Origin of the sequence: Leifsonia sp. McL0607 (assembly GCF_049993355.1) — a bacterium.
GTDB lineage: Bacteria > Actinomycetota > Actinomycetes > Actinomycetales > Microbacteriaceae > Leifsonia.
On sequence record NZ_CP188253.1, the window covers coordinates 3,649,841 to 3,676,724 of the forward strand.

The window sequence follows — 26,884 nt, forward strand, 5'->3', positions numbered from 1 at the left end:
CGTCGTGTGACGGGGATGTGACGCCCGGCAGTCAGCAGGCCGTCGTCAGCCGGTGGGCGTCGGGCGTTGCGGGAGGCCGTAGAAGGAGCGCTCGAACACGGCCCGCGACCGTCGTGTGACGGCCAGGTAGTCCTCCTCGAGCCGGCTCGCCGAACCCGGCGGGTACTCCAGGAGGCGGGCGACGCCCTCCAACGCCACCCGGTCGGCCGGGAGCACATCGGCGGTCTTGTTCGTCCACAGGGTCATCGCTGAGCGCGCGCGGGAGGCGAACAGCCAGGCGTCGTGCAGCTTCGCGGCGTCGTCCGCTTCGATGAAGCCGTGCTCGACCGCGACGGCGAGGGCCTCCAGTGTGGAGGTCGTGCGGAGCGCGGGGATCGCGGCCGCATGCTGCAGCTGGACGAGTTGCACGAACCACTCGACGTCGCTGAGCGAGCCGCGGCCCAGCTTGAGGTGCCGCGAGGGGTCGGCGCCCTGCGGGAGCCGTTCGTTCTCGACGCGCGCTTTGATGCGCTTGACCTCGCGGACCTCCTGCTCGAGGATGCTCACGGGGTACCGCACCTCGTCGGCGACGGCCTCGAAGTCGGCGAGCAGGGCCGGGTCGCCCGTGACGCCACGGGCGCGCAGGAGCGCCTGGGCCTCCCACGTGAGCGACCAGCGACGGTAGTAGGCCCGGTAGGCCTCGAGCGAGCGCACGGCCGGGCCGTTCTTGCCCTCCGGCCGCAGCCCGATGTCGAGGTCGAGCGGCAGCCGGTTGTCTTCGGTGAGGCTGTTCAGCTCGGCGACGATGGCGAGGGCGGCCTTGTGCGCGGCGTCCTGATCGGCCGCGAGCGGGCGGAAGACGTACATCACATCGGCGTCGGAGCCGAAGCCGAGCTCGCGACCGCCGAAGCGCCCCATGCCGATGATCGCGAACTCGAGCGCGTCGGCGTCGCCGCGTTCGGCGCGGATCGCGGCCAGGACGCCGGCGAGGACGTTCTCGGTGACGGCAGTGAGACCACGGGCGAGCTCCTCGATCGTGCAGAACCCGAGGATGGCGGAGAAGGCCAGGCGCAGCACCTCGCGCCGACGGACCGCGCGCAGCGACGCCGCCGCCGTCGCCGCCGACATGTGCCGGCCCAGGATCGCCGCGGTCTCCTCGCGCAGCAGCTCGACCGTGCGCGGGCGGAGGTCCTCCTCCGACTCCAGCCAGGCGACCGACTCGGGGATGCGGCCGAGCAGCTCCCCGGCGAACCGGGAGCCGGACAGCACGCGCGTGAGCCGTTCCGCGGCGCCCGTGGAGTCGCGCAGCATCCGCAGGTACCAGTGCGTCGAGCCGAGGTCTTCGCTGAGCCGACGGAACGTGAGGAGGCCGTAGTCGGGATCCGCGCCCGCCGCGAACCACTGCAGGAGGACGGGGAGCAGGTGCCGCTGGATGGTCGCACGACGGGAGACGCCCGCGGTGAGCGCGCCGATGTGCGCCAGGGCGCCACGCGGGTCGCGGAACCCGATCGCGGCGAGACGCGCCTCCGCCTGCTCGCTCGTGAGCCCCGCACCGCCCTCGGTCGTCGCGCCCGCGAGCCCGTTGTCTGCAGTGGTCGCCGCCACGGCGCTCAGCAGCGGCCGGTAGAACAGCCGCTCGTGCAGGCCGCGGACCCGGTGCTTGATCTCGTTCCAACGCACCAGCAGCTGCTCGGCGTTCGGGGCCAGCCCGGTCGCCCTGGCAAGCACCCGCACGTCGCCCTCGTCGCGCGGCATCAGGTGGGTGCGGCTGAGGTGGCGCAACTGGAGGCGGTGCTCCATGAGCCGCAGCATGCGGTAGTCCTGCGAGAAGGCGGCAGCCTCCTCGCGCCCGATGTAGCTCTGGGCGGCGAGAGCGGCCAGCGCGGAGAGCGTGTCGCGCTGACGCACGAGCTCGTCGGTCTGCCCGTGCACGAGCTGCAGCAGCTGCACGGTGAACTCCACGTCGCGCAGCCCGCCCGGCCCGAGCTTCAGCTGGTAGTGCACCTCGTCGTCGGGGATGTTGTCGGTGACGCGCTCGCGCATCCGCTGCACCGACTCCACGAAGTTCTCGCGCGACGCACTGCTCCACACTTTGGGGCCGAGCGCGGCGACGTAGCGCGAGCCGAGGTCGGCGTCACCGGCGAGCGGGCGCGCCTTGAGCAAGGCTTGGAACTCCCACCCCTTGGCCCAGCGGTCGTAGTACGCGATATGGGACTCGAGCGTGCGCACCAGCGCGCCGTCCTTTCCCTCCGGCCGCAGGTTGGGGTCGACCTCCCAGAGCCCCGGCTCGATCGCCGGCTCGTGGATGCCGCGTTGCGTGAGCACTGCCAGGCGCGTGGCGATGTCGACCGCTCTGCCCGCGCTGAGGCCGGCGGACTCCACGCCCTCCGTCACGTAGATGACGTCGACGTCGCTCACGTAGTTGAGCTCGCGCGCGCCGGCCTTGCCCATGCCGATGACGGCGAACGGGGTGGCGCGCACCTCGGCCTCCGGGAAGCGGCCGGGCCCGCTGCCGATCGTCTGCGCGCGTGCGACGGCGAGCGAGGCCTCCAGAGCGGCGGCAGCCAGGTCGGAGAGTGCGGCGGCCACCGCGTCGAACCCGGTGACCGGATCGTCCTGCTCGAGGTCGAAGCTCGCGATCTGCACGAGCCGACGGCGGTAGCGGACGCGCAGAGCGACGCGGGCCTCGTCGTCCTCCACGGAGGCGACGCCGTCGACGGCGCCGACCGAGTCGAGCAGGTCGGTGCGAAGCTCCTCGGCGTTCGGGAGGGCGGTGACCGGATAGTCGAGCGCGCTCAACTCCGCCGGCTGCCGCAGGAAGAACTCGGCCGCGCCCTCCGACGCCCCGATCACCCGCAGGACCCGGCGGGCGTCGTCGCGCGACGGCACATAACGGGCCGTCTGCACCGGCGCGTGCCGGAGCAATCGCAGCGCGAGCGCCAGCGCGGTGTCCGGGTCCGCCACCGCCGAAAGGGCGGGCAGGAGGTCGTCCACATCGAAGCCGGTGAGCTCGACGAGCTCCTGCAGCTCGCCCCGCACCGAACTCAGCCCCACGAATCCGGCACGCGCGAGCGCGGTGAGGGAGAGCTGTTCGCGGGCCACGACTTCGGTCAGAGGATCTCGAGGTTGGTGCGCAACTCGAACGGCGTCACCTGCGCCCGGTACTCCGCCCACTCCCTGCGCTTGTTGAGCAGGGCGTAGTTGAACACCTGCTCCCCGAGTGTCTCGGCGACGAGCTCCGAGTCCTCCATGAGAGCGATCGCGTGGTCGAGGCTGGCCGGCAGCTGGTTGTAGCCGAGCGCTCGGCGCTCGGCGTCGGACAGCGCCCAGACATTGTCCTCGGCCTCCGGAGGCAGCTCGTACTGCCCCTCGATGCCCTTGAGACCGGCGGCCAGCATCAGCGAGAACGCGAGGTAGGGGTTGGCCGCCGAGTCGATCGCGCGGTACTCGACGCGCGAGCTCTGGCCCTTGTTGGGCTTGTAGAGCGGCACCCGCACGAGCGCGGAGCGGTTGTTGTGGCCCCAGCAGACGAAGCTGGGCGCCTCGTCGCCGCCCCAGAGCCGCTTGTAGGAGTTGACGAACTGGTTGGTGACCGCGGTGATCTCCGGGGCGTGCTTGAGCAGACCCGCGATGAACTGGCGGCCGGCCTTGGACAGCTGGTACTGCGCACCGGCCTCGAAGAACGCGTTGGTATCGCCCTCGAACAGTGACATGTGGGTGTGCATGCCCGAGCCCGGGTGCCCGGAGAGCGGCTTGGGCATGAACGTCGCGTAGACGCCCTGCTCGATGGCCACCTCCTTGATGACGGTGCGGAAGGTCATGATGTTGTCGGCCGTGGTGAGCGCGTCGGCGTACCGGAGGTCGATCTCGTTCTGGCCGGGGCCGGCCTCGTGGTGGCTGAACTCCACCGAGATGCCGAGGTCTTCGAGCATCCGCACCGACCGGCGACGGAAATCGTGCGCGGTGCCGCCGGGGACGTTGTCGAAGTACCCTGCCGAGTCGACGGGCTCCGGGCCCTCGTCGCCGAAGGTCGAGGACTTGAGCAGGTAGAACTCGATCTCCGGGTGCGTGTAGAAGGTGAACCCGCGGTCGGCGGCCTTCTCGAGCGTGCGTTTGAGCACATTGCGCGGGTCGGACACCGAGGGCTGGCCATCGGGCGTCGTAATGTCGCAGAACATGCGGGCGGTCGGGTCGATCTCGCCGCGCCACGGCAGGATCTGGAAGGTGGTGGGGTCGGGATGGGCGAGCAGGTCGGACTCGAACGCGCGCGTCAGCCCCTCGATGGCGGAGCCGTCGAAGCCGAGGCCTTCGGTGAACGCGCCCTCGACCTCCGCCGGGGCGATCGCCACCGACTTGAGCGTGCCGACGACATCGGTGAACCACAGCCTCACGAACTTGACGCCGCGCTCCTCGATGGTCCGAAGAACGAAGTCGCGCTGCTTGTCCATCCTGCCCCTTTCGTCAGCCCCTCCAGACTAGGGCGTGGCTCCCAACTCTACGGCTACTGCGCCCCGAATCCCGTCGGATCAGCCCGCGAGAGGCATCACTAGACTGAGGCGCATGAGCGAGCAGTCCCCTGTGCCCTCCGTCCATCCCACGGCCCCGTCGATGGAGTCGCTGAAGCGGGTACGGACCCGCCATTTCCAGGCAGCCAAGGAGGAAGGGGCGCCGTTCACCGGTCTGACCAGCTACGACATGCTGACGGCCCAGATCTTCGACGAAGCGGGGATCGACTTCCTGCTGGTCGGCGACTCGGCCGGCAACAACGTCCTCGGCTACGACACCACCCTCCCCGTGACGGTCGACGACCTCATCCCGCTGACCCGTGCGGTGGCGAAGGCAGTCAAGCGCGCGTTCGTCGTCGCCGACATGCCCTTCGGTTCGTACGAGTCCGGTCCGCAGGAGGCGCTGCACACCGCCGTGCGGTTCATGAAGGAGACCGGGGCTCACGCCGTGAAGCTGGAGGGCGGCAAGCGCAGCGCAAAGCAGATCCGCCGCATCGTCGGCGCCGGCATCCCCGTGATGGCGCACATCGGCTTCACCCCGCAGAGCGAGCACGGCCTCGGCGGCCACATCGTGCAGGGCCGCGGCGCCGGAGCGGAACAGGTTCTCGCGGACGCCCACGCGGTCGAGGAGGCCGGCGCGTTCGCCGTGGTGATGGAGATGGTCCCCGCCGACGTGGCGCAGCGCGTGACGCAGGAGCTGCGCATCCCGACGATCGGCGTCGGCGCCGGGCCGCATGTCGACGGCCAGCTGTTGGTGTGGACGGACTGGGCGGGTTTCTCGACCGGCCGCATCCCGCGGTTCGTCAAGCAGTACGCCGACCTGAAGGGCGTGTTGTCGGAGGCCGCGCGGGCGTACAAAGACGACGTCAAGGGCGGTCAGTTCCCGACCGCCGAGCACAGCTTCTAGTTCGGGGCCGCCCGGCGTTCGACACGTCGCCTGTCGTCGTCGTGGGCGTCGCGCAGAGCCTCCAGCGCACGATCGAGCGTCGCCGTGCCGGGGTTCACGACGCAGACCCACCCGTAAGCGCCGTACAACGGGTGCGGGAGGAACACGTCCTCGGCGCTGTAGTCCTCCACCTCGGCGTCCCCGGAGGCCGCGGGAGCGCGACCGAGGAGTTCGGCGGCGGCCTTCGCCCCCACGTGGATGTTGAGCCGCCAGCGATCCGGAGCGTCGAGACGTGACGAGACGTCGTCCGGGTAGTCCTTCGTCACGATCGTCGCGTAGGGCTGCCTGTTGGTCGGCACCCGGCCGTCGGGCGCGAAGTAGAAGAAGTGGTCGCCCCAGGAGATCGGCGGGTGCTCGCTGCCGTCCTGCGGCGCGAGTTCGAGAACGCCGTCGAAGGCCCGGATCTCTGACAGGACCCGATCCAGAGACATGCTTCTAGCGGCCGTCCTCGGCGTCTTCTTCCGCCCACTTCGCACTGTTCTCGCGGAGCTTCTCGAGCGCGTGCTCGGCCTCGGTGCGGGTGTCGAACGGGCCGACGCGGTCGGGGGCGGGCGACAGGAAGCCCTGCTCGACCTGGCCGGTCTTCATGTTGTACCAGTACTTGTGCTCGGCATCCTGGCGGATCCCGTAGTCGTTCTCGCCGGTCATAAGCTTGATCCTATGCCCAAGGATTCCGCCGGTCACCTGATCCCTGGCCGCGTCACCGCGATGCGCGCCGTCCCGTCGCGCATCCCGCGGCCGGAATACGTCGGCAAGCCGGGTCCGACGCCGTCGGACCGCGGCGACGTGTACTCGCCGGAGGAGATCCAGCTGATCCGCGAGTCCGGCCGGATCGCGGCGCGGGCGATCGAACGGGTCGGTCAGGCGGTGCGGCCGGGCATCACGACGGAGGAGCTCGACGCGATCGGCCACGAGTTCCTGATCGAACACGACGCGTATCCCTCGACCCTCGGCTATCGGGGCTACCCCAAGTCGCTCTGCAGTTCGGTCAACGAGGTCGTCTGCCACGGCATCCCCGACGACACCGTGCTCGAAGACGGTGACATCGTCAACATCGACATCACGGCGTACAGGAACGGCTTCCACGGCGACAGCAACCAGACCTTCGTCGTCGGCGCAGCCTCCCAGGAGGTCGCCCTGCTGGTCGAGCGCACCCGGGAGGCCCTGAGCCGCGGCATCAAGGCCGTCGCGCCCGGACGCCAGGTGAATGTGATCGGCCGGGCCATCGAGTCGTACGCCAGACGGTTCGGCTACGGCGTCGTGCGCGACTTCACCGGGCACGGTGTCGGGGCGACGTTCCACTCGGGTCTGATCATCCCCCACTACGACGCGGCGCCTGCGTTCGATGACGTGATGGAGGTCGGGATGGTGTTCACGATCGAGCCGATGCTGACGCTGGGAACGCACGAGTGGGACATGTGGGCCGACGACTGGACGGTCGTCACCGGCGACCGCAGCATCACAGCCCAGTTCGAGCACACGCTCGCGGTCACCGAGCGGGGCGCGGAGATCCTGACGCTGCCGTAGCGAAGCCGCTGTGGGAGCCGACGCCCCCAGGACTCCTGGTCTAGCTTCCGCTCGCCACCGGTGGGTCGGCAGCGAGGTAGATTCGTGGACATGAGCGGTCAGAACCACGCAATCGGAATCGACATCGGCGGAACGGGCATCAAGGGGGCGCTGGTCGACCTCGAGACCGGCGAGCTGCTCAGCGATCGGGTCAAGCTGCCGACGCCGGAGGGCGGCAAGCCGGACGACATCGTGGAGACCACGAAGGCGATCGTCGAGCGGCTCGCCGCGGAGGAGCCGGATGCTCCCGTCGGCGTCTGCTTCCCGGCCATCGTCAGCCACGGCGTCACCCTGTCGGCGGCCAACGTGTCCGAGAAGTGGATCGGGCTGCACGCCGAGGAGCTCTTCGAGAAGGGGCTGGGCCGCGACATCCACTTCGTCAACGACGCCGACGCGGCCGGGTACGCCGAAACCCGCTTCGGTGCGGCGAAGGGCAGGGACGGCTTGGTCATCATGACCACCCTCGGCACCGGGATCGGTTCGGCGCTCATCTACGACGGCGTGCTCATCCGCAGCCGCCCAGCTCGGGCATTTGGAGATCGAGGGCTACGACGCGGAGTCGCGCGCCGCCTACTCGGCGAAGGAGCGAGAGAACCTCTCCTGGGTGAAGTGGGCCAAGCGCCTCCAGAAGTACTACTCCACGGTCGAGTTCCTGTTCACGCCCGACCTCTTCATCGTCGGCGGCGGGGTCTCGAAGAACCACCAGGAGTTCCTGCCGCTGCTCGACCTCACGACAGAGATCGTCCCGGCGATGCACCGCAACAACGCGGGGATCCTCGGTGCGGCCGCTCTGGCCGTGCGCGGCGAGCGCCGCGACGCAGGCGAACGCGGCCGGTCGGCCGAGGTGGGCATCTCGCCCGACGCCTGAGCGGCGACGCGCCGCGCAGGGCGTCAGTGATCCGCATGGATCCGGCGCGCCCGCGTTAGGGAAGCGTGAGGACGGCGTGGGGTCGCCCTCCGCGGGTGTGGACTCTCTCCTGCCCCGGCCGTCCGGTCGGGCTGTCCGAATGGATGGAGAGAGTCGTGCTCGACCTCGTCTACCTTCTCGCCGTCGCGGTGCTGGCGTTCGTCGTCGCACTGGTCGGCCGGGGGGTCGAAAAGCTGTGATCGTCGTCACCCTGGTCGCCGCCCTGCTCGGCATCGCGGCGATCGGCTACCTGGTGGTCGCCCTGGTGAAGCCGGAGCGGTTCTGACATGGCGGTCTGGCTGTTCGTCGCCCAGCTGGCGACGCTCGTCCTCCTGCTCGCGATCGCCCATCGCCCGGTCGGCGACTATCTGGCCCGGGTCTTCACCTCGGACAGGGATCTCGCCGTCGAGCGCGGCGTCTACCGGCTGATCGGGATCGATCCCCGCTCGGAGCAGTCGTGGCCCGCCTATCTGCGCGGCGTCCTCGCGTTCTCGGTCGTCGGCATCCTCATCGTCTACGGTCTACAGCGGCTCCAGCAGTTCCTGCCGTACAGCCTCGGCTTCCCCGCCGTGCCGGAGGGGACAGCGTTCAACACTGCGATCTCGTTCGTCACCAACACGAACTGGCAGTCGTATTCGCCGGACGTCACGCTCGGCTACACAGTGCAGTTCGCCGCTCTGGCGGTGCAGAACTTCGTGTCGGCGGCCGTCGGCATCGCTGTCGCGATCGCGCTGGTCCGCGGGTTCGCGGCCAGGCGCAGCGCCGGATCCTTCACCCAGGCCGGCATCGGAAACTTCTGGGTCGACCTGATCCGGGCGACCGGCCGCGTACTGCTCCCGTTCGCCCTGGTGTCGGCCCTCGTGCTGATCGCCGGTGGTGTGATCCAGAACGTCGCCGGGTTCACCGACGTGCACACGCTCGCGGGGGCGACGCAGTCGATCCCGGGCGGCCCGGTCGCCTCGCAGGAGGCCATCAAGCTGCTCGGCACGAACGGCGGCGGCTTCTTCAACGTCAACTCCGCCCACCCGTTCGAGAACCCGACGGCGTGGACGAGCCTCTTTGAGATCTTCCTGATTCTCGTCATCCCGTTCTCGCTCCCCCGCACGTTCGGCACGATGGTCGGCGACAAGCGTCAGGGCTACGCGATCCTGGCGACGATGGGCTCGCTGTTCCTGATCTCCCTCATCGCCATGACGCTCTTCGAGGTCGGGGGTGCGACGGGAGGCGCTGCGTCGATGGAGGGCAAGGAGACGGTGTTCGGCGTCCTCGGCTCCACGCTCTTCAACACGGCGAGCACCACGACCTCCACCGGGGCCGTCAACTCGATGCTCGACAGCTACACGCCGCTCGGCGGGATGATGGCGATGATCAACATGATGGTCGGCGAGACGGTGCCGGGCGGCGTCGGCTCCGGGCTGTACGGGATCCTCGTGATCGCGGTGATCGCGGTGTTCCTCGCGGGCCTGATGGTCGGCCGCACCCCGGAGTACCTCGGCAAGAAGCTCGGCCCGCGCGAGATCAAGCTCGCGAGCCTGTACATCCTGGCGACGCCGGCGATCGTGCTCCTCGGGACAGGTCTCAGCTTCGCGATCCCCGCCATCCGGGCGGACGTCGAGAAGACCTCGATCCTCAACCCGGGGCTGCACGGCTTCAGCGAAGTGCTCTACGCGTTCACGTCGGCGGCGAACAACAACGGCTCTGCCTTCACCGGCCTCACGGCGGCCACACCGTGGTTCAACACCGCGCTCGGCGTGGCGATGTTCCTCGGCCGGTTCGTGCCGATCGTGTTCGTGCTCGCCCTCGCCGGCTCGCTCGCCGCCCAGAACAAGGTCCCCGCGACCGCCGGCACCCTCCCCACGCACCGCCCGCAGTTCGTCGGACTGATGGCCGGCACCATCCTGCTGGTCTCCGCACTCACGTACTTTCCCGTTCTCGCGCTGGGTCCCCTGGCGGAAGGGCTGAACTGACATGACCACCATCCATTCGGCCGCGGCCCGCACGTCGGCCACCCCTCCCGGGGCGTTCTCGGCACGGCAGCTGGTCGCAGCGCTCCCTGGAGCGCTGCGGAAGCTCGACCCGCGCTTCATGTGGCGCAACCCGGTGATGTTCATCGTGGAGGTCGGCGCGGCGCTCACGACGGTGATCGCGATCGCGCAACCCTTCCTGGGCGCGGGAGGCGCGGGTCCGGCCACGCTCGCGTTCACGTGGAGCATCGCCGCCTGGCTGTGGCTCACCGTGCTCTTCGCGAACCTCGCGGAGTCGGTCGCCGAGGGGCGCGGCAAGGCCCAGGCCGCAACGCTGCGCACGACCCGGTCCACCACGGTCGCGACGCGGGTGCCCCGCTACGACGAGACCGGCGACGCCGAGGCGTCGACCACCGCCACCGAACAGGTCGCGTCGAGCGAGTTGCGGCTCGGCGACGTGGTCGTCGTCACGGCCGGCGAGCTCATCCCCGGCGACGGCGACGTCATCCGCGGAATCGCCACGGTCGACGAGTCGGCCATCACCGGAGAGTCCGCACCCGTGGTGCGCGAGTCCGGCGGCGACCGCAGTGCGGTGACCGGCGGAACCCGCGTGCTCTCGGACCGCATCGTCGTGCGCATCACCAGCAAGCCCGGCGAGACCTTCGTCGACCGCATGATCGCCCTGGTGGAGGGCGCCTCCCGGCAGAAGACACCCAACGAGATCGCACTGAACATCCTGCTGGCCAGCCTGTCGATCATCTTCGTGATCGTCGTGCTGGTGCTGCAGCCGGTCGCCGGCTACTCGAACGCGTCGCCGACCGTGCCCGTGCTCGTCGCGCTGCTGGTCTGCCTCATCCCGACGACGATCGGGGCGCTCATCTCGGCAATCGGCATCGCCGGCATGGACCGCCTGGTGCAGCACAACGTGCTCGCCATGTCGGGCCGGGCGGTGGAGGCCGCGGGCGACGTCACCACGCTGCTGCTCGACAAGACCGGCACCATCACGTACGGAAACCGCCGGGCCAGCGAGTTCACCTCCGTCGGCGGGACCGCGGGCGACGAGCTGGTGCAGGCGGCGGCGCTGTCGTCGCTGAGCGACCCGACGCCGGAGGGCGTCTCGGTGGTCGAACTCGCCGAGACGTTGGGATACCAGCGACCGGAGCTCGTGGAGGCCAATCCCCTCGGCGGACAGATCGTCCCGTTCACGGCGCAGACCCGCATGAGCGGCCTCGACCTCCCCGACGGCTCGCAGGTGCGCAAGGGCGCGGCGAGCGCCGTGGTCCTCTGGGTGCGAGAGACCACCCCGCCCTCTGCGGCAGCCCTCGCCGAGCTCGACCATGAGGTCGAGCGGATCTCCCAGGTCGGCGGCACTCCGCTCGCCGTGGCCACGCGCGACGCGGACGGCTCCGCCCGCCTCCTCGGCGTCGTCTACCTCAAGGACATCGTCAAGGAGGGGCTCGCTGAGCGGTTCGCCGACCTCCGGAAGATGGGCATCCGCACCGTGATGGTCACGGGCGACAACCCGCTCACCGCCAAGGCGATCGCTGCCGAAGCCGGCGTGGACGACTTCCTCGCCGAGGCGACGCCCGAGGACAAGCTCGCGCTCATCCGACGCGAGCAGGAGGGCGGCGCGCTCGTCGCGATGACCGGAGACGGCACGAACGACGCGCCGGCGCTCGCCCAGGCCGATGTCGGTGTCGCGATGAACACGGGCACCTCCGCGGCGAAGGAGGCCGGCAACATGGTCGACCTCGACTCCGACCCGACCAAGCTGATCGACATCGTCCGGATCGGCAAGCAGCTGCTCATCACCCGCGGAGCGCTGACGACCTTCTCGATCGCGAACGACGTGGCGAAATACTTCGCCATCATCCCCGCGATGTTCGTCGGCGCCTTTCCCGGCCTCGCCGCACTCAACGTGATGGGCCTCCACTCCCCCGCCTCCGCGATCCTTTCCGCCGTGATCTTCAACGCGATCGTCATCGTGCTGCTGATCCCGCTGGCTCTGCGCGGTGTGCGCTACCGGCCGTCGGCGGCGTCGTCACTGCTGGGCCGCAACCTCCTCATCTACGGGATCGGCGGGATCATCGCGCCGTTCATCGGCATCAAGCTGATCGACCTCCTGGTCGCCCTCCTCCCCGGATTCTGATCGAAAGGCCATCGAACGATGAACCGCCTCCGCGGCGCCTGGCGCCACTACTGGGTCGCCCTGCGCGCGATGATCCTCCTCACCGTGGTGCTCGGGATCGGCTACACCTTCGTCGTCACCGGGATCGGGCAGGTCGCGCTCCCGGCTCAGGCGAACGGGTCGATGATCGCGTCCGACGGCCGTGCGACCGCGTCGAAAAGCACGGCCATCGGCTCGGGGCTCATCGGGCAGGCCTTCACCGACGCGAAGGGGAGACCGCTGCCGCAGTGGTTCCAGTCGCGCCCGTCGGCCGCCACCACGAACGGGCCAGCCGGCTACGACGCGGCCGCGTCCTCCGGCAGCAACCTCGCGACCGGCAACCCGGTGCAGGTGCAGGCCGTGAAGGACCGCACCGCCGCGATCGCGAAGCTCGACCGTGTCCCCGAGTCGGCCGTGCCCTCCGACGCCGTCACCGCCTCCGCATCCGGCCTCGACCCGCACATCTCGCCCGACTACGCGCTGCTGCAGGTCAAGCGCGTCGCCGACGCGCGCGGCCTCCCCGAAGCAACCGTGAAGAAGCTCGTCGAGTCTAAGATTCAGGGACGGGGCCTCGGCTACCTCGGGGACCCGACCGTGAACGTGCTCCAGCTCAACCTGGCGCTTGCCCAGCTCGGCCGCTGACGGGCCGACACCGAGAGTAGGGATCGAGCGAATGCCCCGTGGTCACCTCCGGGTCATGCTCGGCGCGGCCCCCGGCGTCGGCAAGACCTACGCCATGCTCGAAGAGGGCAAGCGGTTGAAGGCGCTGGGCAAAGACGTCGTGGTCGCGGTCGTGGAGACCCACGGCCGCGCCGCCACCGCCGCCCTCGTCGACGGGTTGGAGGTCGTGCCGCGGCTGGCTGTCGAGCATCGCGGCGTCGAGCTCACCGAGCTCGACCTCGGCGCGGTGCTCGCCCGTGCGCCGCAGCTCGCCCTCGTCGACGAACTCGCCCACACCAACGCCCCCGGCCTCCCGAATCAGAAGCGCTGGGAGGACGTGGAGGCGATGCTCGCCGCCGGCATCGACGTGATGTCGACGGTCAACATCCAGCACATCGAGTCGCTGAACGACGTGGTCGAACAGATCACCGGCGTCCAGCAGCGCGAGACCATCCCCGACGCCGTGCTGCGCCGCGCCGACCAGATCGAGGTCGTCGACCTGGCGCCGCAGGCGCTGCGCGATCGGCTCGCCGAAGGCGTCGTCTACCCGGCCGCGCGGGTGGACGCCGCGCTGTCGAACTACTTCCGCCTCGGCAACCTGACCGCCCTGCGCGAGCTCGCGCTGCTCTGGCTGGCCGACGAGGTCGACAGCGCCCTCCAGCGGTACCGCGCAGAGCACGGCATCGCCGGCAAGTGGGAGGCGCGCGAGCGCGTGGTGGTGGCGCTCACCGGCGGCGCCGAGGGCGAGACGCTCCTGCGACGCGGAGCGCGGATCGCCGCACGGTCCGCCGGCGGCGAGCTGCTCGCTGTGCACGTGACCAGCCAGGACGGCCTCCGCGATGCGACGCCGGGGGCGCTCACGGCACAGCGCGCACTGGTCGAACAACTCGGCGGCAGCTACCACCAGGTGGTCGGAAGGGACATCCCGCGCGCGCTCGTCGACTTCGCCCGCGGCGAGAACGCGACCCAGCTGGTCATCGGCGTCTCACGCCGCAGTCGACTCGCCGCGCTGTTCACCGGACCGGGGATCGGCGCGACGGTCGTCCGCGAGTCGGGCGACATCGACGTGCACATCGTGACGCACTCCCGGGCCGGGGGCCGCTTCTCGCTTCCGCGGCCGCGCGGCGGCCTGACCGTCCGGCGCCGCGTCTACGGGTTCCTCCTGGCTCTGATCGGCGGTCCGCTGCTGACGCTGCTGCTGGTGAACTTCCGCTCGGGCCAGTCGATGACGGCCGACGTGCTCAGCTACCAACTGCTGGTCGTGGTCGTCGCGCTCGTCGGCGGCATCTGGCCGGCGCTGTTCGCCGCGCTGCTCTCCGGGCTGACGCTCGACTTCTTCTTCGTCGATCCCCTTTACACCATCACCATCGCCGAGCCGCTGCACCTGCTCGCGTTAGTGCTGTACCTCATCATCGCGGCGCTGGTCAGCCTCGTGGTAGATCAGGCCGCCCGCCGCACCCGTGCCGCGCAACGGGCCGCGGCCGAGGCTGAGCTGCTCGCGACGGTCGCCGGCGGAGTCATCCGCGGCGAGGACGCCCTGCAAGCGCTCGTGACGCGCACGCGCGAGGCGTTCGGCCTCACCGGCGTGCGACTCCTCGACGGCGACGAGGTGGTCTCCGCCGACGGCGAGCCGGCCGACTCCGCCCACACGCAGCGGCTGCCGGTGGGCGGTCGGGGCACGCTGGAGCTATCCGGGCGCGATCTGGAGGCCGCCGACCGACGCCTCCTCGCGGCGATCGTCGCCCAGCTCGACGCCGCCCTCGAGCACAGGGAGCTCGCCGCGACCGCGAGCGAGCTCGGGCCGCTCGCCGAGGCCGACCGGGTGCGCAGCGCGCTCCTCGCAGCAGTCGGCCACGACCTCCGCCGCCCCCTGGCTGCCGCGACCGCCGCCGTCACCACACTGCGGCAGACCGACCTCGACCTCAGCGACGCCGACCGGGAGGCCCTGCTGGAGACTGCGGAGGACAGCCTCCACGGGCTGGCGACCCTCGTCACCAACCTGCTCGACGTGAGCCGGGTGGAGGCCGGCGTGCTGGGAGTGTCGCTCGCGCCCACCGAGATCGACGACGCCATCCCGCCCACCCTGGACGAGCTGGGGCTCGGGCCGGCAGAAGTGGAGCTCGACCTGGCGGAGGGCCTGCCTCCAGTGATCGCCGACGGCGTTCTCCTGCAGCGCGTGCTCGTGAACCTCCTGGGCAACGCGCTGCGCTTCTCGCCGCGCGACCGGCCCCCCGTGATCGCGGCCAGCGAGTTCGGCGGCACGGTGCAGCTGCGGGTGATCGATCACGGGCCCGGCATCCCCGGCGAGCGCCGCGAGGCGGTCTTCCAGCCGTTCCAGCGCCTCGGCGACACCGACAACGACACCGGAATCGGGCTCGGACTCGCCCTGTCGAAAGGGTTCGCCGAGGGCATGGGCGGCACGCTGGAGGCCGAGGACACGCCGGGAGGCGGCCTCACGATGGTGGTCTCGCTGCCCGCGGCCACCGACCTGACGGAGGGACAGCGATGAGGATCCTGATCGCCGACGACGACCAGCAGATCCTCCGGGCGCTGCGCATCCTGCTCGGCGCTCGCGGCTACGAGGTCATCACCGCGAAGACCGGGGCTGAGGCGCTGTCGGAGGCGGTCGAGCACCATCCCGACCTGGTCATGCTCGACCTGGGGATGCCGGAGCTGAACGGCATCGAGGTCATCGAGGGCCTGCGCGGCTGGTCGTCGGTTCCGATCCTCGTGGTCTCCGGTCGCACGGGCTCCGCCGACAAGGTGGACGCGCTCGACGCCGGCGCCGACGACTACGTCACCAAGCCGTTCGCCGCTGACGAGCTGTTGGCGCGCATCCGCGCCCTCACGCGTCGCCAGTCGGGTTCCGCCGACGAACCGGCGGTGCGGTTCGGCGACATCACCGTCGACCTCGCGGCGCACCAGGTGCTCAAGCGCACGGCCGACGGCGAGAGCCCGGTGCGGCTGACGCCGACCGAATGGGCCATCCTGGAGGTGCTGCTGCGCAACCCGCGCCGGTTGGTCACCCGGCAGGCGCTGCTCACGCAGGTGTGGGGGCCGCAGTACACGAACGACACCGGCTACCTGCGGCTCTACCTGGCGCAACTGCGCAAGAAGCTGGAATCGGAGCCCTCCAACCCCCGCTACCTCCTGACGGAGGCCGGCATGGGCTACCGCTTCTCCCCCGACCCCGACCCCGACCCCGACCCCGACTCCGCCGCCGCCGCCGCCGAGCCAGAGTGAGCGTCGAGGGGCACGTTAACGCCCCAAAAACTCGGTTTTAGGGGCGTCAACGTGCCCCTCGGCGGTTTGTAGGGAACGGGACGGCCGATACGCCGGGTTCTGTCACGGCGCTCGCGCGCCGCGGACGGCCATCTCTCTCGGGACGACGTCGCCGCCGCCCTCTAGCGGTCTACCCGGGGACGAGGCGAGCAACCTCATAGTCCCCTGTCTGACCTTGCTCCAGGCGAGGTTTACCCAGCCGGCCGGGTCACCCCGGCCGCTGGTGGTCTCTTACACCACCGTTTCACCCTTACCGCGCACTCGCGTGCGAGGCGGTCTGCTTTCTGTTGCACTTTCTCGCGGGTCACCCCGGGTGGGTGTTACCCACCACCCTGCTCTGCGGAGCCCGGACGTTCCTCGGCGGCCCGCTCGCGCGGACCGACGCGACCGTCTGGCCGTCCCGTTCCGGGCTCCACCCTAGCCCAGAACGGCTGGCGGCGGCCTCGCGGCCGAGTGCGGATCAGAGGCCCGACTCCTCGTTGCGGATCAGGATGGCGCCGCTGTCCGGGCACAGCACGACGTCGTCGTCGGCTGCACCGCGGATGTCGGCGAGGTCCGACTCGTTGAGCTTCACGTTCGACCCCATCGACACGCCGCGCAGCAGGAGGGCGGCTCCGACGCCGTAACGGGAGCGCTGGTGCTCGTACAGGGCGACCAGGTCGTCCGGAAGCGCCTCGGCGATCGTGGCACGGTCGCGGGCGAGGGCGTCGCGCTGAGCGGCAACGGCGCCGGACTCGGCGTCGCGCGCAGCCTCCAGCTGCTGCACCCGGCTCTCGAGCTCGGCGCGCTCGGCCTCGATGGCCGCCAGCGCGCCCTCGAGCCCCTCCACGCGCTCCATGACCGTGAGCTCGATCTCCTCGAGGTCGTTCTGACGCTTGGCGAGGGCGGTGAGCTCGGTCTCGAGCGCCTGCACGTCTTTCATCGACGAGGTCTGCTGCATCCGGTCGGTGTCGCGGCGCTTGCGCGCCTCCACGAGCTCGACGTCGGATTCCACGCGCCTGAGCTCGGACCGGGCGTCCTCGATTTCGCCGGTCGCCGCGATCCAGCGCGCGCGGAGGGCGTCGACCGCCGGCTGCATAGCGGCGAGCTCGGCGGCCTGTGGAAGGTTCTTGACAGTGTGGTCGAGCTGGCTCAGCCGCGTGTCGGCGGTCTGCAGCCTCAGGAGCTCGTTCTGATCGGAGGGGCTGGCTTTCACAGTGCTCTGCTCTCTGCTGGTTCGTTCGTCGCTGTGGTGTTCGTCGCTGTGTTCATCGTCGCTGCTGGAGGCTCATTGCAGGATGGCGAAATCCCATGGATCGGTGCGCAGCTCGCTGACGGTGACCTCGACATCGGGCAGGGCGCTGCGCAGCGCCTCCGCCGCCGTGTCGAGCCACAGCCACTCGCTCGCCCAGTGCGACACGTCGAGGAGGGCGGGCCCGCCGCCGACGACCGCCTGCTCGCGCGCCTCCGAGGCGAGATGGTGGCGCAGGTCGGCGGTGATGTAGACATCGGCCCCGCGGACAGCCTCCGTGGCGAGCAGCGAGTCGCCGGCCCCGCCGCACACGGCGACGCGCGAGACGGGCTGATGATAGTCGCCCGCCGCGCGCACGCCGCCCGCGGTGGGCGGCAACAGCTCGGCGACAACGCGCGCGAGGGCGCCGAGCGTCGTGGCCCGGGCGAGGATGCCGACCCTCCCGATGCCGGTGACACCGTCGGGAGCCGGGGCGATCGGTTCCGTGTCGGTGAGGCCGAGGGCCGCCGCCAGCACGGCGCTCGTGCCGTCGGCGACGACATCGGCGTTCGTATGGGCGGCGACGAGCGCGCAGTCGGCGCGGATCAGCGTCGCCAGGAGCGCGCCCTTGTAGCGGTCCTCGGCGATGGAGGTCACGCCGCGCAGCAGCAGCGGATGGTGCGCGATGAGAAGGTCGGCGTCGAGCCCGACCGCTTCGTCGACGGTCGCGGCCACGGCGTCCACCGTGAGGAGGATGCGGTCGACCGGAGCCTCCGGATCGCCCGAGATCAGCCCGGGCGCATCCCAGCCTTCCGCGCCGGCGATCGGCCAGAGCGATTCGACGACCTCGCAGACGGAACGGAGAGTGTGCGGCACGTTCTAGAGCCTACGTGATCGGCCGCCGCCGGGGGTCAACGAGACTCGGTCTACGCTTGTGCGCGCTCCTGCCTGCGGACGGCGGGGACGCCCGACACGATCGGCGTGAGGAGCCCGACGGCGAGCGCGATCACGACGCCGATGTTGCTCGCGCCGATCCCTGCGTTCGGATCTGCGCCCAGCAGCCGGAACAGATAGCCCTCCCACGCGAGCCAGGGCAACGACGAGCTCACGAAGCCGAGGCCCACCGCGCTGGCGACCACGAGCATCGCCAGGTTCGTCCAGCGCCAGTCCGGATAGACACCGCCGCGGGTCAGCAGCGAGGGCTGGTGGAACCTCCGCGTGCGCAGCATCATCTCGCCCGTGAACACCCCCGCCCAGGCCGCCACCGGGACGGCGAGGGTCGTGGGGACGCCACGGAGGACGGCATCGAGGTCGCGCACGGTGAGCGTCAGCGCGACACCGGCCACCGCGATCGCGCAGGCGACGATCACGGTACTCCACCGCCTCCCGAGCCGTACGCCCAGGGCGTCGAGGGTGAAGCCTCCCGAGTACATGGTCAGCACGAGCGCCGAGATGAGGCTGAGGCCGACCGCGAGCAGCAGGGGCACCGGGTACCAGACGGGCAGTCCGAGACGGGTGAGTCCGGCGACGGGGTCGCGCGCGATGTCGTCGGCCAGCGCCGGATCCGAGGCGGCGAGCAGACCGCCGTAGGAGACGAGCACGAACGGCGGCACGCCGGCTCCGAAGGTCGCCCAGAGCATGCCCGCCGCACCGGAGGACTTGGGGTGCTGATAGCGGGCGACCTCCGCGCTGCTCATCGCCCACGCGAGCCCCACGTAGCTGAACACGAGGACGGCCCCGGTCACGACGTGCGTCCAGAGGGCGTCGGGGACGGCGAGCGCCCGCGTGAGGTCGACGTGCCGCCAGGTCGCCGCGATCATCACGACGATCAACACCGCGGAGGCGATCGTCAGCACCAGTTGCACGCGCGCGAGCAGCCCGTAGCCGAAGTAGGCGACGACGCCCGCGACCCCCACCGTGACCAGCAGCGCGAAGGTGGTCGGCCCGATGCCGAGCTGCGACCAGCCGCCCGAGATCGCGACCGACCCGGCCGCGGACCCGGCCAACCACAGCAGCACAGCCCCCCAGAACACCTTGGTGATCAGGGCGAGCCCGCTCGGCACGACGTTGCCGAGCAGACCGAAGGCGGCACGGGAGACGACCATCGTCGGCTGCCCACTCCATTTGCCCGCCAGCGTGCCCAGCCCGAGCGGGAGGAACGACAGGGCGACGCCCACGAGCGTGGCGACGAGCAGCTGCCGGAGGCTGAGCCCGAGCAGGAACATCGTCGCGCCCACGCCGACGCTGATCAGTGACGACGTGCCGGCGAACCACAGCCAGAACAGCCGGGAGGCCCGCCCGGCGCGGTGCTCCAGCGGACTGGGCTCCAAGTCGGCGGCTTCCGGGACGAACGGCGGGGGCGGCGCGGGCGGGGAGCCGAAGAGCACCGAGTCGTCGGGCAGCCGCGGCGTCACCACGGGGATGGGAGCGCCGGCGCGCACGTCGTCGGCGTCGTCGGCGACATCGTCGTCGATGTGGTCGGGCGTGGCGGTCGTCGCGCCGAGGTCGTGGGCGACGAGGGGCTCGTCCGCGACCAGCGGCACGATCGCCGACGCCGAGGGCAACGCGGTCGAGAGCAGCGGGACGGGCTGGGAGTCGCGCGGAGCCAACTCCTCCGGGACCAGTCCCAGGGGCTCGACGCGATCGGGAGGGTGCGCGTCCTCCTGCGGCGAGGCCGACGTGGGCTCCATCGCGACGATCGGGAACTTCGGAGGCGGGACCTCCTTCGTGACCGCCTCGGGGACCTCCGCCCTGGGTGCAGGCGGCGGCACGACCGGCGGCTTCGGCTGCGGCTGCGGCTGCGGCACGGCGGCACCGACCCAGGCGCTGTAGGTCGGCTGCGGTCCGGTGCCCCGCTTCCGCACGGGGAGGTCGTCGAAGCTGATCACCTGTGTCGGCGGCCCCACTTCGTCGTCGTCCACGTCGTCGTCCACGTCGTCGTCTGCCGCGTCAGCGCCCGCCGCCTCGGCTTCTGTCGCGTCGGCTTCTGCCCCCTCGGCGTCCGCCGCGCCGGCGTCGGTCGGCGCGGCCTCCTGTGCGACCCCCGGCGCCACGATCGGAATGGAGGAGGTCGCCGCCCGGGCATCCAGCACCGACTGCAGGTGCTCGATCGCCGCGGTCGTGTCGTGGACCCGCAGGTCGGCGTCCACGATCGCCGTGACCTCGGCGTCGCTGAGCGCCGCGGCGTCCTGCCGCTCCACCGTCGGCTCGGCGATGATCGGGATCGCCGCGGTGACACGGCCGACCTCGGCCTGCAGGGCGTCGGCGAGCTCGTCGTCGCTGTGGCGGATCCTGCGGTCCGGCTCGGCGACGCCCTGCCCCTCCACGCCATCGGCCATGCTCGAAGCCTACGACGCTAATGTCTGGCGGGTCAGGGGTCATCCGCGCCCGGGGAGAAGTACCATCGTCTCGATGAGCACGCCGATCCCGACTCCGTACGAAGACCTGCTGCGCGACGTCCTCGCGAACGGCAGCCACAAGTCCGATCGCACCGGCACGGGCACGCGCAGCGTGTTCGGCCGCCAGCTGCGCTTCGACCTCGCGCAGGGGTTCCCCCTGATCACCACCAAGCGGGTCCACTTCAAGTCGATCGCCTACGAGTTGCTGTGGTTCCTGCGCGGCGAGAGCAACGTGGGCTGGCTGCGCGACAACGGCGTGACCATCTGGGACGAGTGGGCAGACGAGCGCGGCGAGCTCGGCCCGGTCTACGGCGTGCAGTGGAGGTCGTGGCCGGCACCCGACGGCACGCACATCGACCAGATCCAGCAGGTCGTCGACACCCTGCGCCGCGACCCTGACTCCCGGCGGATGATCGTCTCCGCGTGGAACGTCGCCGACATCCCCGACATGGCCCTCGCGCCCTGCCACGCGTTCTTCCAGTTCTATGTCGCCGACGGCAAGCTCTCGTGCCAGCTCTACCAGCGCAGCGCCGACATGTTCCTCGGCGTACCCTTCAACATCGCCAGTTACGCCCTCCTCACCCTGATGGTCGCGCAGCAGGTGGGGTTGGAGCCGGGTGAGTTCGTCTGGACGGGCGGCGACTGCCACATCTACGACAACCACGTCGTGCAGGTGACCGAGCAGCTCACGCGCGACCCGTACCCCGCGCCGACGCTGCGCTTCGCACGCATGCCCGAGAGCATCTTCGCCTACCGGTTCGAGGACTTCGTGGTCGAGGGCTACGAACACCACCCGGCGATCCGCGCGGCCGTCGCCGTATGAGCCTCGCGCTCATCTGGGCGCAGGCCCACGACCGGGTCATCGGCGCGGGTGGCGTGATGCCCTGGCACCTCCCGGAAGACCTGAGGCACTTCCGCGAGCTGACCGGCGACGACCCCGTCGTGATGGGCCGTCGCACGTGGGAGTCCCTCCCCGAGCGGTTCCGCCCGCTGCCCGGCCGGGACAACATCGTCGTGACGCGCCAGCTCGACTTCGACGCACCAGGAGCGACGGTCGTCCACTCGCTGGAGGCCGCGCTGACCGATCGCGACGGCTCGACCGTCTGGGTGATCGGCGGCGCAGAGCTCTACGGCCAGGCTCTTCCACTCGCCGACCGCGTGGAGGTCACCGAGATCGACCTCGACGTGGCGGGCGACACCGTCGCGCCCGCGCTCGGCCCGGAGTGGCACGGCACGGCCGACGCCTGGCGCGACGCCGCCGACGGGATGCGCTACCGCTTCATCCGCTACCTCAGGTGAGGCCGGCCACCAGATTCACCGTCGCAGCGACGATCACCGTTCCGAACACGTACGACAGCAGAGTGTGGCGGAGGATCGTCCGGCGGATGTAGGAGCTGGAGACGTTCGTGTCCGACACCTGGTACGTCATCCCCAGAGTGAGGGAGAGGTACGCGAAGTCGCTGTACTGCGGGGGCTCGTCCTGGTTGAAGTCGACGCCGCCGTCGTAGCGGTAGTAGATGCGCGCGTACCGGAGCATGTAGATCGTGTGGACGAGCAGCCAGGACAGTGCGACGCTCGCCACCGCGAGCAGAGCGACGCCCAGCTGCGCTCCGCCCTTCAGGTTCCGCGCGTCGACGAGGACCCACACCACCGCGAAGACGCTCGCCAGCGAGGCGATGATCAGCACCAGGTCCGCGGTCCTGCGCCCCGGGTCCTCGAGCGTCGCGTGACTGCGCGTCGTGGACGCGTCCATGCGCCACACGCTCATCCAGATCCACACGATGTAGACCAGGCACGCAGCGGCCCACCCGGCGATCACCGCGTGGTGGACGGCGTCGAAGAACGACATGACGACCGCCACGAGGATGCCTACGGCCAGCGCGATGTACATCTTGACCCGGGTGTGCCCGCGCCCGCGCTTCACTTCGTTCGTCACTCTCCGGATATTCGCACAGCGTGACCGAGCGTCCCGCTCAGCGCGCCGGTACGATCGGATTGTGACCACCGCCCCCGCCCCCCTCGCCGACCTCGACACCGAAGCGCTGCACGCCGCTCACGCGGAGTTCGCCGGCGCCTACGACGACCTCCGGGCCCGCGGCCTCGCGCTCGACATCACGCGCGGCAAGCCGTCTGCCGAACAGCTCGACCTCTCTGACGACCTGTTGCACCTGCCAGACGGTGCGTTCCGCGACGCCGCGGGCACCGATCTGCGCAACTACGGAGGCCCCAACGGCCTGCCCGAGCTGCGCGCGATCTTCGCCGAGGCGCTGCGGGTGCCGCCTGCGCAGCTTCTCGCGCTCGGCAACTCCAGCCTGACGATCATGCACGACACCGTTGCGCAGGCCCTGCTGCACGGCGTCCCGGGCGGCGAGCTCCCGTGGGGCCGCCAGCCCATCTCCTTCCTGGCGCCCGTGCCGGGTTACGACCGTCACTTCACGATCTGCGAGCGCTTGGGGATCCGCATGATCGCGGTCCCGATGAACGACGACGGCCCCGACGTCGCGACCATCGAGACGCTGCTCGCCACCGACGACAGCATCAAGGGCATGTGGTGCGTGCCGGTGTACTCCAACCCCACCGGCGCGGTCTACAGCGAGGAGGTCGCGCGCGCGCTCGTCTCGCTGCCCGCCGCACCCGACTTCCGCCTGTTCTGGGACAACGCGTACGTGGTGCACCACCTGTCGGACGAACGGCCGGAGCCGATCGACATCCTGGCGCTCGCCGCCGAGGCGGGCAACCCCGACCGACCGCTGATCTTCGCCTCGACGTCCAAGGTCACCTACCCGGGAGCCGGCGTCGCCTTCATCGGCGCGTCCGAGACGAACATCGCCTGGTTCCAGCACAACTCGGCCGCGCAGAGCATCGGTCCCGACAAGCTCAACCAGCTGCGCCACGTCCAGCTGCTCCGCGACGCCGACGGGCTCCGCGCGCACATGGAGAAGCACCGCGCCATCCTGGCCCCGAAGTTCGCCGCGGTCGACGAGACCTTCCGCGCCCGCCTGGAGCCGTGGGGCGCCGGCTCGTGGAACGCCCCGCTCGGCGGCTACTTCGTCAGCCTCGACGTGCTCGACGGCTGCGCCAAGCGCGCAGTGCAGCTGGCCAAGGAGGCCGGGATCGCCGTCACGCCGGCCGGCGCGACCTTCCCGTACGGCGAAGACCCGCGAGACGCGAACATCCGCATCGCCCCCACGTTCCCTCCGCTGGCGGAGCTGAGCGAGGCCCTCGACGGCCTGTGCACGGCGATCCTGCTCGCCGAGAGCGAGGCGCTGCTCGCCGAGCGGAACTGACGTGACCTCCGCGCACCGGCGCGACGAGGAAGGTCCACGCTGGGAGGTCCGCCCGGCCGTCGAGGCCGACTGGCGGGCCTACCGGGCGATCCGGCTGGAGATGCTCGAAGACACCCCGATCGCGTTCCTCGAGACGCTGGAGGCCGCGCGGGCGCACCCGGAGGAGCACTGGCGCCGCCGCGCTGCGAACGGCTCGGCCGCCAGCGAGCTGTTCGGCGCGGTGAGGCGAGACGGGCGCTGGATCGGCACCATGGGCGGCTTCCAACCCGTGAGCTCGCCAGATCCCCACCTGGTCGGCGTCTACGTGACGCCGTCGCAGCGCGGACGCGAGCACGGCGTCGCCGACGCGCTCCTCGACGCCGTCATCGCCTGGGCGCGCCGGCGCTCGGGGCGCCTCCTGCTGGAGGTCCACGAGCGCAACCTGCCCGCCATCCGCTACTACGAGCGGCACGGGTTCGCCTTCACCGGTCGCACCCAGCCGTACCCGCTCGACGGCACCGCTCGGGAGCTCGAGATGGCGGTCGAGCTCTAGGCTCGAGCCAGACGGGTCAGACCTCTCCGAACCCGCCCTCCACGAGCTCGACAAGCGCGTCGACCGCGGCTTCGCCGCCGCCGTCGGGCGACGCGATCGAGGCGGTCGCGCCGGCGATCAGACCGAGCGACATCACGCCCAGCAGGCTCTTGGCGTCCTTGCCGTTGACGGTCACCTTCACGGGGAAGGTGTTCGCCAGCTTCACGAACTCGGCCGCCGGCCGCGCGTGCAGACCCTGCGGGTTGCGCACCAGCACCTCCCGCGTGTAGCCGCCTTCGCCGCGCTGGGGCGCTGCGGGCTCACCGGGCGCAGCGGCGCCGGTCGCCGTCTGCGCCGCCTCGGAGGCCGCCGGCACGGCCGGCTCCGCGCCGCCCCACGCCGCGCGCGCTCCCTCGACGGCAGCGGCGACACCCTCCAGGTCGGCCCCGGTCTCGGCAGCCACGGCCGCGGCAACGCCGCCCTCGACGAAGGGGCCGTCGACGACGCGCACGCGTGCGCGCTCGTCGTCCGGGAGGAGGTCCAGCACCGTCTCGGCCGTCAGCAGGGCGGAGCCGAGGTCGCTCACGACGACGACCCCCGCCCCCTGGTCGGCCTCGCCCACGGCGGCCATGACCTTGCCGAAACTGGTGCCGATGCCGTCGTCGTCCGTCCCGCCCGCAGCGAGCAGCGGCACCGATGGCGCCATCTGCCCGGCGAGGGCGACGACGCCGGCAGCGAGCTGCGAACTGTGCGAGACGAAGACGATTCCGACCGTCCCGCTCATCCGGCGGCACCGACCGCGGCCCGCAGGATCAGGGCCGTCGACTGCGCCCCGGGGTCGCGGTGGCCGGCGGAGCGCTCTCCGAGATAGCTGGCGCGGCCCTTGCGTGCCACGAGCGGGATGGTCGCGTCCGAGCCCTGCTCGGCCGCGTCGGCGGCCGCGGAGAGGATCGCCGCCGGGTCGGCCCCCGCGGCGAGTGCGGCAGAAGCCGCCTCCACCGCGGGGGTCCAGGCGTCGACCATCGTCTTGTCGCCCGACTCCGCCTTGCCGCGGGACACGATCCCGTCACGCGCCGCGGTCAGCAGCGCCACGAGCGTCTCCCCGTCGATCGTCTCCGCGCCGCCCACCGGCTCCGCCGCCTTGAGGAAGGCGGTGCCGTAGAGCGGTCCGGAGGCTCCACCGACCGTGGAGATGAGGGTCATCGCGATCGAGCGCAGCACCGCCGACGGCGTCGCGTCGTCCGGCAGCTTCGCCAGCGCGGCCACGGACGCGCGCATGCCGCGGTCCATGTTCTCGCCGTGATCGCCGTCGCCGATCTCACGGTCGAGCGTGTTCAGCTCGCCTTTGTGCTCGCCGACGACCTCCGCCGCAGCCGTGATCCAGGACAAGACCCAGTTCGTGTCCAACGCCATCAGCGTCTCCTTCCTCGCGTCGTCTCAGTCGTTCTTCCCGCGGCCTCGACCTGTCTGCGGCCTCAGACGCCCCACCGGAGCGCCGCGGTGTGCACCGGTGCGTCCCACAGCGCGGTCAGCTCGTCGTCCAGCTTCAGCACCGAGATGGAGGCGCCCTGCATCTCCAGAGAGGTGACGTAGCTGCCGACCAGCGACCGGCCGAGCACGATGCCCTTCTCGTCCAGGATCTCCGCTGCGCGGCGGAACAGGATGTAGAGCTCCGACAGCGGCGTTCCGCCCATCCCGTTCACGAACAGCAGCACCGTGTCTCCCGACGCGAACGGGAGGTCGGTGAGGACGGCGTCCATCATCCGGTCGACCAGCCGGTCGGCCGGCTCGAGCTTGATGCGCTCGCGACCGGGCTCGCCGTGGATGCCGACGCCGAACTCGATCTCGTCCTCCGGGAGCACGAAACCGGGCTGGCCGGCATGCGGGACGGTGCCGTCGGTCAGCGCGAGCCCGATCGAGCGGACGTTGGCGTTGACCTTCTCGGCGATCGCCGTCACCGCGTCGAGGTCGTCACCGCGGTCTGCCGCAGCACCCGCGATCTTCTCGACGAGCGCGGTGCCGGCGACGCCGCGCCGCCCTGCCGTGTAGAGCGAGTCCTGTACCGCGACGTCGTCGTTGGTGACGACGGCGCGCACCGTGATGCCCTCGGCGCCCACCAGGTCGGCGGCCGTCTCGAAGTTCAGCACGTCGCCCGTGTAGTTCTTGACGATGTGGAGCACACCGGCGCCGCCGTCTGCGGCCTTGGTGGCCTCCACGATCGGCATCGGGGTCGGGGAGGTGAACACCTCGCCGGGCACAGCGGCGTCCAGCATGCCCCTGCCCACGAATCCGGCGTGCAGCGGCTCATGGCCGCTGCCACCACCGCTGACCAGGCCGACCTTGCCGCGCACCGGGCCATCGGCTCGGGAGACGAAGCGGGGGTCCTGCGACACCGAGACGATGTCGGCGTGGGCTCGGCCGAAACCCGCCAGGGACTCGGCGACGACGTCGGGTACGTCGTTGATGAGCTTCTTCATTGAAAACCCTTCCTTCCACTTGCTG

General features: G+C 70.8%; 24 protein-coding genes, 1 other RNA gene and 1 pseudogene. 14 read left to right on the forward strand and 12 right to left on the reverse strand.

Annotation, left to right across the window (positions count from 1 at the left end; genetic code table 11):
- Positions 1-45: 45 nt before the first annotated feature.
- On the reverse strand, positions 46-3,081 hold the full coding sequence (locus ACPPVW_RS17520) for a bifunctional [glutamine synthetase] adenylyltransferase/[glutamine synthetase]-adenylyl-L-tyrosine phosphorylase (protein WP_426624338.1): 3,036 nt from the start codon (positions 3,079-3,081) through the stop codon (positions 46-48).
- Positions 3,082-3,089: 8 nt separating this feature from the next.
- A complete protein-coding gene (gene glnA / locus ACPPVW_RS17525) occupies positions 3,090-4,427 on the reverse strand; it encodes a type I glutamate--ammonia ligase (protein WP_426624339.1) in 1,338 nt (445 codons plus the stop codon).
- A 112-nt stretch (positions 4,428-4,539) separates the two neighbouring features.
- On the opposite strand from glnA, the gene panB reads away from it, so the two are divergent.
- Positions 4,540-5,391 (forward strand): 3-methyl-2-oxobutanoate hydroxymethyltransferase, encoded by an 852-nt coding sequence (gene panB, locus ACPPVW_RS17530; protein WP_426624340.1) that lies wholly within the window; start codon positions 4,540-4,542, stop codon positions 5,389-5,391.
- Here the strand turns inward: panB and ACPPVW_RS17535 are convergent.
- Positions 5,388-5,861 carry a DUF6194 family protein gene (locus tag ACPPVW_RS17535; RefSeq protein ID WP_426624341.1) on the reverse strand — a complete coding sequence of 158 codons (474 nt, stop codon included), beginning with the start codon at positions 5,859-5,861 and terminating at the stop codon, positions 5,388-5,390. The genes panB and ACPPVW_RS17535 overlap by 4 nt on opposite strands.
- 4 nt (positions 5,862-5,865) lie before the next feature.
- Entirely contained in the window at positions 5,866-6,078 is a 213-nt protein-coding gene (locus ACPPVW_RS17540) for an SPOR domain-containing protein (RefSeq protein ID WP_426624342.1), read from the reverse strand.
- A gap of 12 nt (positions 6,079-6,090) precedes the next feature.
- On the opposite strand from ACPPVW_RS17540, the gene map reads away from it, so the two are divergent.
- From map to ACPPVW_RS17585, 9 genes and pseudogenes are all read left to right on the forward strand, one after another.
- The gene (gene map / locus ACPPVW_RS17545) at positions 6,091-6,957 is read left to right on the forward strand and encodes a type I methionyl aminopeptidase (RefSeq protein WP_426624343.1); all 867 of its coding nucleotides are present in this window, start codon (positions 6,091-6,093) and stop codon (positions 6,955-6,957) included.
- 90 nt (positions 6,958-7,047) lie between these two features.
- Positions 7,048-7,864 (forward strand): annotated as a pseudogene (gene ppgK / locus ACPPVW_RS17550) (polyphosphate--glucose phosphotransferase).
- 95 nt (positions 7,865-7,959) lie between these two features.
- Entirely contained in the window at positions 7,960-8,103 is a 144-nt protein-coding gene (locus tag ACPPVW_RS17555) for a hypothetical protein (RefSeq protein ID WP_426624344.1), read from the forward strand.
- Positions 8,100-8,189, forward strand: coding sequence for a potassium-transporting ATPase subunit F (locus ACPPVW_RS17560; RefSeq protein ID WP_426624345.1), 90 nt, complete (start codon positions 8,100-8,102; stop codon positions 8,187-8,189). Before ACPPVW_RS17555 ends, ACPPVW_RS17560 begins: the two co-directional genes overlap by 4 nt.
- A gap of 1 nt (position 8,190) precedes the next feature.
- The gene (gene kdpA / locus ACPPVW_RS17565) at positions 8,191-9,870 is read left to right on the forward strand and encodes a potassium-transporting ATPase subunit KdpA (protein WP_426624346.1); all 1,680 of its coding nucleotides are present in this window, start codon (positions 8,191-8,193) and stop codon (positions 9,868-9,870) included.
- A gap of 1 nt (position 9,871) precedes the next feature.
- Positions 9,872-12,016, forward strand: coding sequence for a potassium-transporting ATPase subunit KdpB (gene kdpB / locus ACPPVW_RS17570; protein ID WP_426624347.1), 2,145 nt, complete (start codon positions 9,872-9,874; stop codon positions 12,014-12,016).
- Between the two features lie 18 nt (positions 12,017-12,034).
- A complete protein-coding gene (gene kdpC, locus ACPPVW_RS17575; protein ID WP_426624348.1) occupies positions 12,035-12,676 on the forward strand; it encodes a potassium-transporting ATPase subunit KdpC in 642 nt (213 codons plus the stop codon).
- A 31-nt stretch (positions 12,677-12,707) separates the two neighbouring features.
- Complete coding sequence (locus ACPPVW_RS17580) at positions 12,708-15,203, forward strand: DUF4118 domain-containing protein (RefSeq protein ID WP_426624349.1); 2,496 nt, start codon at positions 12,708-12,710, stop codon at positions 15,201-15,203.
- The gene (locus ACPPVW_RS17585; RefSeq protein ID WP_426624350.1) at positions 15,200-15,937 is read left to right on the forward strand and encodes a response regulator; all 738 of its coding nucleotides are present in this window, start codon (positions 15,200-15,202) and stop codon (positions 15,935-15,937) included. Before ACPPVW_RS17580 ends, ACPPVW_RS17585 begins: the two co-directional genes overlap by 4 nt.
- Positions 15,938-16,009: 72 nt before the next feature.
- Here the strand turns inward: ACPPVW_RS17585 and rnpB are convergent.
- The 4 genes from rnpB to ACPPVW_RS17605 all read right to left on the reverse strand — a co-directional run bounded on the left by rnpB (position 16,010) and on the right by ACPPVW_RS17605 (position 20,524).
- An RNA gene (rnpB, locus tag ACPPVW_RS17590) (RNase P RNA component class A) lies at positions 16,010-16,379 on the reverse strand.
- A gap of 57 nt (positions 16,380-16,436) precedes the next feature.
- Complete coding sequence (locus tag ACPPVW_RS17595) at positions 16,437-17,171, reverse strand: zinc ribbon domain-containing protein (protein WP_426624351.1); 735 nt, start codon at positions 17,169-17,171, stop codon at positions 16,437-16,439.
- 72 nt (positions 17,172-17,243) lie between these two features.
- Positions 17,244-18,062 (reverse strand): Nif3-like dinuclear metal center hexameric protein, encoded by an 819-nt coding sequence (locus ACPPVW_RS17600; protein ID WP_426624352.1) that lies wholly within the window; start codon positions 18,060-18,062, stop codon positions 17,244-17,246.
- A 50-nt stretch (positions 18,063-18,112) separates the two neighbouring features.
- Complete coding sequence (locus ACPPVW_RS17605; RefSeq protein ID WP_426624353.1) at positions 18,113-20,524, reverse strand: purine-cytosine permease family protein; 2,412 nt, start codon at positions 20,522-20,524, stop codon at positions 18,113-18,115.
- 73 nt (positions 20,525-20,597) lie between these two features.
- On the opposite strand from ACPPVW_RS17605, the gene ACPPVW_RS17610 reads away from it, so the two are divergent.
- Both ACPPVW_RS17610 and ACPPVW_RS17615 read left to right on the forward strand, forming a co-directional pair.
- Positions 20,598-21,407 (forward strand): thymidylate synthase, encoded by an 810-nt coding sequence (locus tag ACPPVW_RS17610; protein WP_426624354.1) that lies wholly within the window; start codon positions 20,598-20,600, stop codon positions 21,405-21,407.
- Positions 21,404-21,883: a dihydrofolate reductase gene (locus ACPPVW_RS17615; protein ID WP_426624355.1), complete on the forward strand. Its 480-nt coding sequence runs from the start codon at positions 21,404-21,406 to the stop codon at positions 21,881-21,883. The genes ACPPVW_RS17610 and ACPPVW_RS17615 overlap by 4 nt, the downstream gene beginning before the upstream one ends.
- Here the strand turns inward: ACPPVW_RS17615 and ACPPVW_RS17620 are convergent.
- Positions 21,876-22,520 (reverse strand): DUF1345 domain-containing protein, encoded by a 645-nt coding sequence (locus tag ACPPVW_RS17620; protein ID WP_426624356.1) that lies wholly within the window; start codon positions 22,518-22,520, stop codon positions 21,876-21,878. The two genes, ACPPVW_RS17615 and ACPPVW_RS17620, sit on opposite strands and share 8 nt — an antisense overlap.
- A 61-nt stretch (positions 22,521-22,581) precedes the next feature.
- Here ACPPVW_RS17620 and ACPPVW_RS17625 point away from each other — a divergent pair, with 61 nt between their 5' ends.
- Positions 22,582-23,871, forward strand: coding sequence for an aminotransferase class I/II-fold pyridoxal phosphate-dependent enzyme (locus ACPPVW_RS17625; RefSeq protein ID WP_426624357.1), 1,290 nt, complete (start codon positions 22,582-22,584; stop codon positions 23,869-23,871).
- 1 nt (position 23,872) lies between these two features.
- Complete coding sequence (locus tag ACPPVW_RS17630) at positions 23,873-24,403, forward strand: GNAT family N-acetyltransferase (RefSeq protein ID WP_426624358.1); 531 nt, start codon at positions 23,873-23,875, stop codon at positions 24,401-24,403.
- 16 nt (positions 24,404-24,419) lie between these two features.
- On the opposite strand, the gene dhaM is transcribed toward ACPPVW_RS17630, so the two are convergent.
- The 3 genes from dhaM to dhaK all read right to left on the reverse strand — a co-directional run bounded on the left by dhaM (position 24,420) and on the right by dhaK (position 26,859).
- Complete coding sequence (dhaM, locus tag ACPPVW_RS17635) at positions 24,420-25,166, reverse strand: dihydroxyacetone kinase phosphoryl donor subunit DhaM (protein ID WP_426624359.1); 747 nt, start codon at positions 25,164-25,166, stop codon at positions 24,420-24,422.
- Complete coding sequence (dhaL, locus tag ACPPVW_RS17640) at positions 25,163-25,795, reverse strand: dihydroxyacetone kinase subunit DhaL (protein ID WP_426624360.1); 633 nt, start codon at positions 25,793-25,795, stop codon at positions 25,163-25,165. Before dhaL ends, dhaM begins: the two co-directional genes overlap by 4 nt.
- 62 nt (positions 25,796-25,857) lie before the next feature.
- Positions 25,858-26,859: a dihydroxyacetone kinase subunit DhaK gene (dhaK, locus tag ACPPVW_RS17645; protein ID WP_426624361.1), complete on the reverse strand. Its 1,002-nt coding sequence runs from the start codon at positions 26,857-26,859 to the stop codon at positions 25,858-25,860.
- Positions 26,860-26,884 lie beyond the last annotated feature (25 nt).

What these genes read in the sequence shown, in the direction of transcription:
- dhaM (WP_426624359.1), bottom strand. Translation starts at nt 25,166, where the DNA reads ATGAGCGGGACGGTCGGAATCGTCTTCGTCTCGCACAGTTCGCAGCTC.
- ACPPVW_RS17535 (WP_426624341.1), bottom strand. Translation starts at nt 5,861, where the DNA reads ATGTCTCTGGATCGGGTCCTGTCAGAGATCCGGGCCTTCGACGGCGTT.
- dhaK (WP_426624361.1), bottom strand. Translation starts at nt 26,859, where the DNA reads ATGAAGAAGCTCATCAACGACGTACCCGACGTCGTCGCCGAGTCCCTG.
- ACPPVW_RS17615 (WP_426624355.1), top strand. Translation starts at nt 21,404, where the DNA reads ATGAGCCTCGCGCTCATCTGGGCGCAGGCCCACGACCGGGTCATCGGC.
- panB (WP_426624340.1), top strand. Translation starts at nt 4,540, where the DNA reads ATGAGCGAGCAGTCCCCTGTGCCCTCCGTCCATCCCACGGCCCCGTCG.
- map (WP_426624343.1), top strand. Translation starts at nt 6,091, where the DNA reads ATGCCCAAGGATTCCGCCGGTCACCTGATCCCTGGCCGCGTCACCGCG.
- ACPPVW_RS17580 (WP_426624349.1), top strand. Translation starts at nt 12,708, where the DNA reads ATGCCCCGTGGTCACCTCCGGGTCATGCTCGGCGCGGCCCCCGGCGTC.
- kdpA (WP_426624346.1), top strand. Translation starts at nt 8,191, where the DNA reads ATGGCGGTCTGGCTGTTCGTCGCCCAGCTGGCGACGCTCGTCCTCCTG.
- ACPPVW_RS17540 (WP_426624342.1), bottom strand. Translation starts at nt 6,078, where the DNA reads ATGACCGGCGAGAACGACTACGGGATCCGCCAGGATGCCGAGCACAAG.
- ACPPVW_RS17605 (WP_426624353.1), bottom strand. Translation starts at nt 20,524, where the DNA reads ATGGCCGATGGCGTGGAGGGGCAGGGCGTCGCCGAGCCGGACCGCAGG.
- glnA (WP_426624339.1), bottom strand. Translation starts at nt 4,427, where the DNA reads ATGGACAAGCAGCGCGACTTCGTTCTTCGGACCATCGAGGAGCGCGGC.
- dhaL (WP_426624360.1), bottom strand. Translation starts at nt 25,795, where the DNA reads ATGGCGTTGGACACGAACTGGGTCTTGTCCTGGATCACGGCTGCGGCG.
- ACPPVW_RS17585 (WP_426624350.1), top strand. Translation starts at nt 15,200, where the DNA reads ATGAGGATCCTGATCGCCGACGACGACCAGCAGATCCTCCGGGCGCTG.
- kdpB (WP_426624347.1), top strand. Translation starts at nt 9,872, where the DNA reads ATGACCACCATCCATTCGGCCGCGGCCCGCACGTCGGCCACCCCTCCC.
- ACPPVW_RS17610 (WP_426624354.1), top strand. Translation starts at nt 20,598, where the DNA reads ATGAGCACGCCGATCCCGACTCCGTACGAAGACCTGCTGCGCGACGTC.
- kdpC (WP_426624348.1), top strand. Translation starts at nt 12,035, where the DNA reads ATGAACCGCCTCCGCGGCGCCTGGCGCCACTACTGGGTCGCCCTGCGC.